Genomic DNA, 8,603 nt, shown 5'->3' on the forward strand with positions numbered 1-8,603 from the left:
CGTCGGTTGTAAATTAGACTTCTGGCCCCGCTGGTGGTGTTGTATGACCAGCATTTGGATCTTGCTTACGCCAAGCCTCGACCAGGGGCTTGTAGTCTTCATCCTGTACCGGCTCAGTCCAACCGCCGCTCCTTAAGCGCTTCCCGTCAACTCCCCTTGGTACAACGACCACGGGATCGTCGCTATCAGGCCGCTGGCCTTCTGGGGGACGGTCAATGATTGCACGTATCGGCATGTTAACCGCCTCACCCACGATCAGCGCTTCGCCGGTGCGAAGAATCGGGAGCATTGAGAACAAACCTTTGAGGTTGTCCGATGCACACGAGGTCACTTGGGCGCGATCCAAGTCATTGGTTAGGCGCAGGGCGACGACCGTGCCGCACTGCGAAAGGATGGTCGTGTCGACTTCCGAGGGGCGCTGACTGACTAGCATCAGCCCGACACCATATTTCCGGCCCTCTTTCGCGATGCGCCGTGCCGCAGTCGCCGCACGGCTCTTTGACTGAGCGCCAAGATACACGTGTGCTTCTTCCAGAACGACAAGTAGCGGTCTCTCTCGACCACCTTCTTGCTTCAATCTCCCCCAAAAAACCGCGTCATACAGAATTCGCAGAACAGCTCCAACGAGGTCGTCGACGACGGCAGTGGGAATTCCCGACAAATCGAAAACGGAAATGGGGGCGTCCGCTCCTATCCACGCAGCGAGCAGTGCATCAAGATCGGATTTTGTGGTGCCATCTTTCGCAACCGCCCACTCACCGGGGCGAAAGAGAAATTGCATGCGGGGATCACGGAGCTTGCTCTCCAAAACATCGAGATGCGCGCGAGGCAAGTCGCCATAGAGTCCTGCATACACCTTGTCAGGATCGTCCTTTACGTCCTTGAGCGGGCGAAACCGAGGACGATCAAGCTTGTCGGAATCGCCAACCGCATTTGCCGCAGGCAAGCCTTCCTGGATATATGTTCGCGTCGCCTCAGTCTGGTTTTGATTCTTGCTGACGCTGTGGGTCGAGCAATGCAGTGAGTACAAATCATGCCAGAGCTGATACACCGAGAACGGCAATGGTGTATCGACCGTGACGGCGAGATCAGATAAGCCATGGGGGACACCGCCCGCCTTGGAAGCCCTTTTGCTGGACAACAGCCTCTCCTGCAGCAACGTCAGGGGCGTCCCGGACGCAGGGCCCATGGCCAGCGAAATGAGCTCCTCTGCCGTAAGCGCCCAAAATGGGACATGAAGTTCCCGCTCTCCGGCCTTGGCATCTGCCCCGACCCTAAACACTTTGGCGAGACCGCCAAACGCCTTCGCGTACTCGCCGTGGAGATCAAACAATACGACGCGCGCCGACTTGAAGCGCGTTCGGTCAGATACGGCACCAAGCAGGTTGGCAACTGCATTGGATTTGCCAGCCCCGGTGCTTCCGACTACCGCCGAGTGGCGGCTGACCAAACGATTCAGATCTAGATATGCGCGGATCGACTCGGCGCTGGCAACACGCCCGACAGCTACATACCCATCCTCGTCACCAGGGGCGTATACGGTTCTCAAGTCCGATTCGGTCACGACATGGACTGAATCGCCGATGGAGGGGTACTGCGAAATGCCGCGTTCGAACTTCGTCCCTCGCCGTCCTTGGCCGACGAGTTCGACCCTGAGCCATCTATTGCCGAACTGAGGAGCAAGCTCCGGCGGCCCAGGGGCGGCACCGGCGCCGACCTGTGAGATGACACCGTAGAGGTCTACATATCCAGATGGGATGCGGACAAATCCTCCGACTTGTCCGACACGATATGCCTCGCCGTTAACGAATAGAAGTCCGCCCGGTGTGCTCTCCGCGAGCTTCACACTAACGCTCGATCCGTTGACATCCTCGACGGTACCAAGCCGTGCAGGGTCGGGATTAGACGGTGGGCTGTGCATCATGATTGCTTCCGCCGTAAAGTTGTTCAAGGAAAAGGCCGAAGTAGTGAAAATCTCCGAGACGGCAGCGCGGTTGCAGCTCTTTGGGATCGCACCCGGCTACAGCTTCCTCAATCAGCCACGGCGTATGCTCGTCGCCGCCAATGGTTCCGGACCGATACCGCCCCGCGCGAGTTCCTACGACAGCCCCGTCCCGAGCAAGAACCGTGAGATTGCTCTGTCTTATCGCGTAGTCCACAACCCTCGGATGTTGTTCAAGACCCGAATACATCAGCGCGAAGCATTGAGCTTTGCGATTGCCCCGCAATCCGTCAAGCAAAACCTCATTGAGATGATCGTCGAGAAAGGAATAACCGCACACAACCAGCCTGGGAGCATCCTCCCCGTGGAAAAAAGCTCTGAGCCGGTCGAGCATTGCGAGGTATGGCATGCGGCGGCTTTGGTCGTACTTGAGGTGCGATGGAAAGATCATCACCTTGCCCTCCGCAGCCTCACGCGTGACGCGAACAACGCGCGTGATCTTTGTCCCGTTCACGGTCTCTTCGCTCTTCTCCCAATTTATAGAGCCGTGGAGCTTCCACAGCCTCGTCCACCTAGCCGGAATGGCGTCGTGCTCGATCGACGCCAAGTCGAACCATGGCTCGCGCGAACCAACAAAACCATCGAAGTGCGGTAGCGGGTGCCGTTCAAGCGCTTGTTCAAAAAGCAGGTCGTAGTTGGGCGTAAATATTTCCGCAGGAAACTCACGGTGAATGCCACCAATCCACGATGCGAAACGGTTGTATGAACTGCGGTACTCGGGTAGCAGCTTACGCATCTCAGTTGCGATCAGCGCACAGACTTTGTCATCGAGGTCGCTCAAGTCCTTCTTCGTCATCCCCAAGATTTCCGCACTTCCGCGGCGGTTCGCCAGAGTGCGCAGCTCTGTCAGCACGTCTTCAACGGTTGGATCTTTGTCATCCGCAGGTTTGCATTCGACACACAACCCATCCCAATTTGCCTTGAATTTCGATGTGGACCCCGGAGCATTGTCGCTTGCCAATAGCCCGGCGGCGACACGCTTCGTCAGTTCCACCACGGCCGGGATCAGCACAATGCTGCTGTTACCGGCAGCATCGTAGATTCCAAGAGGGCAGCCTGCGCCAAGGAAACAGCCAATACGCTGCTTGTCATCTTGAAGCACCTGCCGCAGATTTCTTGCTTGCTGCGCCGCGTCGTGGAGCGCGGGCAACGGGATTACCGATGACGTTGGTACAGCGGCAGCGGCGGGTGAGGCAACTGGAGCAGTGCTTGCGCTTGGGTTTGTGGTCACGGTTTAAGCTTCCTTAATTTTCTTCGCTCGGCCCCGGCAACGCTACCAAGCTCAAGCCTTCAATCTCCTGCAGTGTCTTCCCCGCTATGCCCTGCAGGTCACCATACATGCCGACAGTGGCGCCCATGACACGCTCGATTTGCTCGTCGCGTTTGGCCCATTGCTTCATGATGACTTTGCGTTCCTTGTCCAAGTCTTCCTTCATGGACGAGAAGGCCTCCACGATCGCTTCCACGCGATGCCGAAACCGTGGGCCGGTCAGGTATTGGTACACCATCTCTGTCTTGGTCTGCTGTCCTTCGCTGACCTGCCGGGCCATACTCACCTGCAGCAGCGAATGGCGCATTACGGTGGCCACTGCCAGCGCCGCCCGTGGACTGGTCACCCAGACACCATCAATCACGTCAAAGGTTTCGACGCCCTTCGGAAGAACCTGGCTCACGAGAATCGATATTTCAGCCTTGGCGGTTCGTTGATCATCACGCAGCTTGGTCAGCCAGCCGTCGCTCCAGTTTTTGGTGCGCTTCGACTCCCAGAGGATGGCCCCGCTTTGCTGGCCAGTCTGGCTGATCACCCTCTGCAGTACATCGCCGCCAAACTCGCCTTTCGCGACGGGCTCGATGGAGTCCAATGGAAACTTCACGCGCAGCAGATTTTCAAGATCCATCTCCTGCACTTCGCCTTGCAACTGCTGGGAACCCTGCTCGGCCTTCTGCTTGAGCTCTTCGATCTTCTGCTGCATCGACGCGATGGTCTGGTCTTTCTCCATCACATTGAGCTTCAAACCATCTTCGGCTTCGCGCTTCGCCGCGGCGCGAACTTCACTTAGGCCGTCCTGTACCCGCTTTTCGACCGTGAGTTCCAACTCGCGCTTGGCATCGTCCAGCTCCCGCTGCTTTTTGATCAGATCGGCCTGCGCCTTCTGCGCTTCGGCCAATTTTTCGTCACGCGCCTTCAGTACCTCCTGCAGTTCCACCAGCTCACGCGCCTTAGCGTCAAGCTCTGCCGCGCTGGCGAGCTTCGCCTTTTTGGCTTCTTCGGTCATGACGCGTGCGCGTTCAGTCTTCAACTGCGCCGCAACTTGATCGGCGACCTGATCGTCAAGAGTGCGCTTTGCCTCTGCGATCTGTTTTTCCTTCTCGCGAATGCTCTGTTCGCGTTTGGAAACCTCTTCATCCTTTTGCAGAAGTTGCTGCTCGTACTGTTGACGCGTCGCGGCAATCAGCGGAGCCGCGAGCGATTCAGTCAACCGAATTTCCGTCTTGCAATTCGGGCAAATGATTGTTGGGTCTGTCATTGGTATCTTCCCCTGCAAACGCCGCTTGGGCTCTCGATATCCGAGCCCTGCTCTTGGAAGTGCGCCTCACTTTTGACGACGGAGAGTTGGCTTGACGTCAACGCCCCCAGCCTTGAGTAGCGGTTGGCTTTAGAGTCCGGGTGTCATCGTAGCCGCTTGGGTGGCGGGCGTCAGCCCGCCGAGACTTCTCGTCGATCGCTCCTCGGTGTATTTCCTCCGCCACGCCTCGATGACGGCACGGGCGTGGGCCAGACTGGTAAATCAGTGTTCGTTCAGGCACTCGCCGCGCAGTCGGCCGTTGAACGATTCGATGTAGGCGTTCTGGTTGGGCTTGCCCGGCTCGATCCGGCGCAGCCACTGGGTGGCACCTTGTTCACTTTGGAACTGCATTCTCAGGGGCCTCGCGAAGCGATCTATCGCCGCCCTGCCTCCGCCTAAATCCCCGATCCCGCGCCATGAACGCCTCCAGCATGTGCGGGATCAGCGCGACGGCGTCGACCGCTTCGCCATAGGCCTGCGCGTGCATCGCCGCGTAGCGCTCCAGCTCAGCCTTGAGCGCCGCGGTGCAGGCGAAGGTGAGCTTCACGCTCTCGGTCCTGGGCAGCGGCCCGAGCCGCAGCTTGTGGGCAGACGCGCTCACGGTGATGTTCCTCGCTGGAAGAACAGCGGCCGGTACGGCCGCAGCACCAGATCCTTGTTCACCATGACCTCCATCGCAAAACCCGGCCGAACGGTCAGCGTCGGCTGGATGCTCAGGTTGCGCCGCGTGATTTCCTGCCCGACCTGGTTGGTTGTGTTCTGCGCGCTGTCGCGCAGGGCGATCACGACGTTGCCGTTGGCGCCGCCCTGGTTCGAGACGGCCAGTTCCGAGCTGACGCCCAGCAGCGTGGACAGCGCGGCGCCGGCCAGGATGCGGCTCCAGTGCCAGTCAACGCCATCGTCCAATCCGGCATAGCCGGCCGGATCGATGCCGGGCAGCTTGTCGAGCGCGATCGAGGACGTGTCCGGCAGGATCAGCCGCGTCCAGACCAGCAGCACGCGGCGCTGCCCGAACGCCACCTGGCTGTCGTAGCGCCCGATCAGGCGCGAGCCCTGCGGGATCAGCAGATACCGGCCGGTCGCCGTGTCGTAGACCGGCTGCGTGACCTCGGCGATCACCTGACCCGGCAGATCGGAATTGATGCCGGTCACCAGCGCCGCCGGGATGATGGTGCCGGCCATCACCATGTAGGGCGACGCCGGCGCCCGCAGGCCGCCACGGTTGCGTGTGGCGGTATCGCCCGCCTTCGCGAGGAAGGCTTCCTTCTGGTCCTGGCGATTCTGGATCGCGGTCGGATCGTTGGGCGACGCCGCCGTCGACGACGGCTCGGCACCCGCCGGATCGAACGGGCCTGCCCGAGCGTCTTGCACGGCCGGCGGCGGCGATGCCTGGGCGACCGTGCCCGTCGTGGTGTCGCCGAATGCGCCGTCCCTGCCGGTACGGAAGAACACCGACGACCGCGCTGCGGCGTCGGCATCGCGCTGACGATCGATCGTCCCCGTGGATGGGCCGGGATCGGATGCCGCATGGCGCCCGGCCGCGCCCCAGTCGCCCGGCATCGGCGGTCCCAGTGCCGGCACGCTGGCCGCCGGTGCGGCTGCAGGCGTCGGCTTGGGCACGAGCTTCGCGTAATCGGCCGGCAGCCGGTCCAGATCGTCGGTCTTGGCCACGCGATCGACGTTGTACAGCTCGCGCTGGTCGGCGCCATGCCGGCGGGTCTGCGACTGCAGCGCCCACATCGACGCGCCGGCAATGGCGAGTGCCAGCACACCCGCCGTCATCGCCAGCGTGCGGCGGTTCAAGCGCATCACGGGACGCGGCGACGCACGCAATGCCACGCTGTCGGGATCGACCTTGGGCGCCGCCAGGGGTTCGCGCTCAGTCGCGCCCATGACCGGCTCCTGCCGCAACGCCATCGGTGCGCTCGATGCGCACCACCGCCGCCTTCTTGCCGCCCAGCCGCAGCTCGGCCGCCCCGAACAACCGGTCGACGATGTCGTAGGGCGCATGGAAGCGGTAGTTCACCAGCTCGCCTTGGCCGTTCGGCCCGACCACGAAGAGCGGCGGCAATTCGCCTTGCGCGATGCCCGCCGGGAACTGGATGTAGACGTGCCTGCCGTCATCGAACGCCCGCACCGGCTGCCACGGCGGATGGTCGCCGGTGATCGCATAGCGGAACCGCAGCGTGTCCAGCGCCAGGCCGGTGGCGACCGGCGCCGCCGCGTCGGCCGCCTGCGCCTGGGCCTGCAGCGCCAGCAACTGGTCCCTTGGGTAATCCCACGACACCGACGCCATCCAGGTCTTGTCGGTGGACGTGAGTTCGAGCAGATAGGTGCGGCGGTTGGTGGTGACGACGAGGTTGGTCTTCAGGCCCACCCGCGTGGGCTTCACCATCACGTTGACGCGGCGGTCCGCGCCGCTGCCGCTCGTGGTATCGCCGACGATCCAGCGCACCGTGTCGCCGGCGGCGACCGTCACCAGTTGCTCCCCTTGCTGCAGCGCGATTACTGTCACGCGTCCCGGACGGGTATAGACCTCGTATAAGGCCCCGTCCGAATACGGCCAGACCTGGATCGCATTGACGTAGCCTTCGCGCGTCGGCGCCATGCGTGCCTCGGCGTTGGCCTGCTCGACCCGCGTCCGCACGCTGGCCGGCTTCGGCGCCGGTTTCGTATCGGACGCATCGGGCAGCGGCTTCAACTGGCCGGGCAGCGGCAGGGGCTTCGGGACCACGACCACCTCGACCGGTTCGGGCAGCGCCGGCAGCGGTTCCGCCTCGACCGGTTGATCCAGCGAGATGGCCGGTGGCGGTTTGCCGGACGTGGCGCAGCCGGCGAGCGCCGCCAGCGACAGCAGCGCGAGGAATGGGATGGATGGCTTCATGGTGTCTTCGCTCCTTCGGAGGCGTCGAAGTCCCGGCTCCAGGACAGGCCGTTGATGTAGATGCCCAGCGGGTTGCGGCGCAGTTGCGCGGCGGTGTGCGGCGGCTGCACGACGAGCGAAAGCACCGCCGTCCAGTGCTCGGTGCCGGTGGGCGTGCCGTTCGCGTAGTGGTGTTCGATCCAGCGCACCTGGAACGAGGCGGCGCTCACGCGCACGACGCTGGTCACCTCGACCGACACGGAATCCTGGCCGACGTGGGCGAACGGATCGTGGGCACGCGCATCGTCGTTCAGGGTCGCGGCGCCCCGGTCGGTGGTGTAGCCATAGGCTTCGAGCCAGTTCTGCCGCACCACGACCGGATCGATCGACAGCGAGCGCACGTCGGTGATGAAGCGCGCCAGGTGGTAGGCGATCTGCGCATCGCTCGGCTTGTACGGCGTGGCCGCTGCACCGACGGCACGCACCTGGCCGAGGTGATCGACCTCCACCACATAGGGCGTGACCAGGGATTGCCCGGCTCGCCATACCAGGCCCGCCGCCATCAAGACGGCCAGCAGCAGGCATCCGAACGCCATCAGCCGCCAGTTCCCGGCCTGCACGCGCGCGCTGCCCAGGCGCTCGTCCCACACCTGCGCGGCGGCTTGGTATGGGGTGGCGGGCGGCGGCGTGTCGCTGTAGCGCACCCAGGGTCGTTTGAAGCGCATCGCTCGTCTCCCTTACTCGTTGGAGGAATCGCGCAGGCTGGGACCGGCGCCGCCCCCGCCGTAATCGGCCGAGCGCAGCACGTGGGCGGCGGTCGAGGCACCCTGGGCGAGGCGCTGCCTGCGCTGCAGGCGTTGCGCCCAGTCGGGCGCTTGCACGGAGGCGTCGGATGACGCGCCGGATGGGGGTGATGGGGCCTCTGCCCCGCCACGGCCTGTGGTCGCTGTGGTCGCCGTGGGCGCGGCACCGACCGCCGAGGCCGTACGATCCTTGACCGCGCGAGCGCCAGCGGCCACACGTTGACCCGCGGCCTGCACGCCACGGCGCGCGACGTTGGCGACACCGGCCCCGACCGACCGCACGCCGCCGGCACCGGAGGCGGCCGCACCAGCGCGATACGCCGAGGTGGCACCGTGCGCGATGCTGCTGGCCGAACGTGCCGTGCCGG

General features: G+C 63.3%; 7 protein-coding genes and 2 pseudogenes. All 9 read right to left on the reverse strand.

What is annotated here, in order from left to right; genetic code table 11:
• Window positions 1-13 precede the first annotated feature (13 nt).
• The gene (locus ACYCUK_RS10150; protein WP_461594649.1) at window positions 14-1,951 is read right to left on the reverse strand and encodes an ATP-binding protein; all 1,938 of its coding nucleotides are present in this window, start codon (window positions 1,949-1,951) and stop codon (window positions 14-16) included.
• Complete coding sequence (locus ACYCUK_RS10155; RefSeq protein WP_461594650.1) at window positions 1,902-3,152, reverse strand: SIR2 family protein; 1,251 nt, start codon at window positions 3,150-3,152, stop codon at window positions 1,902-1,904. The genes ACYCUK_RS10150 and ACYCUK_RS10155 overlap by 50 nt, the downstream gene beginning before the upstream one ends.
• A gap of 94 nt (window positions 3,153-3,246) precedes the next feature.
• Window positions 3,247-4,482 carry a DUF2130 domain-containing protein gene (locus ACYCUK_RS10160; RefSeq protein ID WP_461594651.1) on the reverse strand — a complete coding sequence of 412 codons (1,236 nt, stop codon included), beginning with the start codon at window positions 4,480-4,482 and terminating at the stop codon, window positions 3,247-3,249.
• 177 nt (window positions 4,483-4,659) lie between these two features.
• Window positions 4,660-4,884: pseudogene (locus tag ACYCUK_RS10165) on the reverse strand (integrase core domain-containing protein); the annotation flags it as partial.
• Window positions 4,885-4,903: 19 nt separating this feature from the next.
• Window positions 4,904-5,170: a DUF2274 domain-containing protein gene (locus tag ACYCUK_RS10170; RefSeq protein ID WP_461594652.1), complete on the reverse strand. Its 267-nt coding sequence runs from the start codon at window positions 5,168-5,170 to the stop codon at window positions 4,904-4,906.
• The gene (locus ACYCUK_RS10175) at window positions 5,167-6,462 is read right to left on the reverse strand and encodes a TraB/TrbI/VirB10 family type IV secretion system protein (protein ID WP_461594653.1); all 1,296 of its coding nucleotides are present in this window, start codon (window positions 6,460-6,462) and stop codon (window positions 5,167-5,169) included. Before ACYCUK_RS10175 ends, ACYCUK_RS10170 begins: the two co-directional genes overlap by 4 nt.
• Complete coding sequence (trbG, locus tag ACYCUK_RS10180) at window positions 6,449-7,453, reverse strand: P-type conjugative transfer protein TrbG (protein ID WP_461594654.1); 1,005 nt, start codon at window positions 7,451-7,453, stop codon at window positions 6,449-6,451. The genes ACYCUK_RS10175 and trbG overlap by 14 nt, the downstream gene beginning before the upstream one ends.
• Complete coding sequence (gene trbF, locus ACYCUK_RS10185) at window positions 7,450-8,157, reverse strand: conjugal transfer protein TrbF (RefSeq protein ID WP_461594655.1); 708 nt, start codon at window positions 8,155-8,157, stop codon at window positions 7,450-7,452. The genes trbG and trbF overlap by 4 nt, the downstream gene beginning before the upstream one ends.
• Window positions 8,158-8,169: 12 nt before the next feature.
• Window positions 8,170-8,603 (reverse strand): annotated as a pseudogene (locus ACYCUK_RS10190) (P-type conjugative transfer protein TrbL); the annotation flags it as partial.

Source organism: Thiomonas sp. (assembly GCF_054608695.1).

What these genes read in the sequence shown, in the direction of transcription:
- trbG (WP_461594654.1), bottom strand. Translation starts at nt 7,453, where the DNA reads ATGAAGCCATCCATCCCATTCCTCGCGCTGCTGTCGCTGGCGGCGCTC.
- ACYCUK_RS10175 (WP_461594653.1), bottom strand. Translation starts at nt 6,462, where the DNA reads ATGGGCGCGACTGAGCGCGAACCCCTGGCGGCGCCCAAGGTCGATCCC.
- trbF (WP_461594655.1), bottom strand. Translation starts at nt 8,157, where the DNA reads ATGCGCTTCAAACGACCCTGGGTGCGCTACAGCGACACGCCGCCGCCC.